General features: G+C 69.5%; 2 protein-coding genes. Both read right to left on the reverse strand.

Annotation, left to right across the window (positions count from 1 at the left end; translation table 11 throughout):
* Window positions 1-65: 65 nt before the first annotated feature.
* Entirely contained in the window at window positions 66-1,094 is a 1,029-nt protein-coding gene (gene alc, locus ON43_RS32930; RefSeq protein WP_040813804.1) for an allantoicase, read from the reverse strand.
* Window positions 1,091-1,238, reverse strand: a 148-nt coding sequence (locus ON43_RS46485) for a DUF6986 family protein (RefSeq protein ID WP_444543746.1), incomplete at its 5' end; no start/stop codon positions are given. The genes ON43_RS46485 and alc, both read right to left, overlap by 4 nt.

Here is a 1,238-nt window from a genome sequence, read left to right on the forward strand (position 1 = left end):
GTGGGGATGCGGTGGGTTGGGGCCGTAGCCCACCATGTCCCGCGGGTAGTTCAGGTCGAAATCGCTCATGCCAGTTCATTTTCCAGCTCGGAACGCAGCTGCGCCCGAGCTTCGTCGGTCAGGGTGCCGAACAGCCGCAGCCGCGCCATGCCGCCATCGGGGAAGGCGTCGAAGCGCACCCGCACGACCGCCTCGGCGGCGTCGATCAGGAAGCGGTGGCGGGTGTCGGGCTGCAGGCGGGTGCGCGGCAGCAGCTCCACCTCGGAGCCGTCGGCGCGGATACCGGTGAGCGATCCCGCGCCCGGGGCGTTGAACAGGAAGTACGAGGTGTCGATCTCCGCGGCGGTGACGACGCCCTCGGCGGCCAGCTGCACCAGCACCCAGTCGTTCACGGACTTGTCGCGACCGCGCGCGGTCTCCCAGCCGTCACCCATGCTGGCCGCGCGGCCCGGCATCAGAATGTTCTGCGGGTGCGAGAAGAAGATGTTCGAGCAGTCGGCGACCAGGCCGCCGTTCTCGATCGCGGCCAGATCGAACGGGCCCGACTCCAGCCACGCCAGATCCGGCTTGGCGATGCCGTGCACGCGCAGCCGGGCGACGCCGCCGTCCGGGAACATGCGCAGCCGCACGTGGGTCCAGCGCTTGGGCGAGTCCACCGCGAACGGGTTCTTCGAGTCGCCGTTGACCTTGGCGCGCTCGACGATGGTGGTCCAGCCCTCGGCGGCGACCAGCTCCTCGGTCGACGGATGGCCTTCCACCGCAATGGCTTCCACCGAGACCTCGGGCGGGTAGTTGCCCTTGAACCAGGCGGTGTCCACGACCACGCCCTTGATCACACCGGGCACGCCCAGGCGGATGATGGCCGAATCGTGGTCGTCCCCGGCCGGGTGATCGCCGTTCTCACCGCGACGACGGCGGGTCTCCCAGCCGTCGTACACCTGGCCCTTGTGGCCGAAGGTGGCGGGGGAGTAGGTCGCCGCCTGCGGGCGGATCAGGTTCTCCCGCTCGGCGAAGGACTCGTCATTGGCCCACAGCACGGCGCCACCCAGGGTGCGCACGGCCAGGTCCGGAAGCAGCGTGAAGTCGTCGCTCATAGCGCCGGAATCTTCCTTTCTCGCAGTTGATGCAGTACGTCGACAGAGGCTTTGGGGGCGATGGCGGTGACATCGGCGGGATCGAAGGCGCCGCATTCCAGGCCGCGCAGTACCACGGTCGCCAGCGCCTGCGCGGTGGCGGGC

The organism is Nocardia concava NBRC 100430 (genome assembly GCF_000308815.1).
GTDB classification, from domain to species: domain Bacteria; phylum Actinomycetota; class Actinomycetes; order Mycobacteriales; family Mycobacteriaceae; genus Nocardia; species Nocardia concava.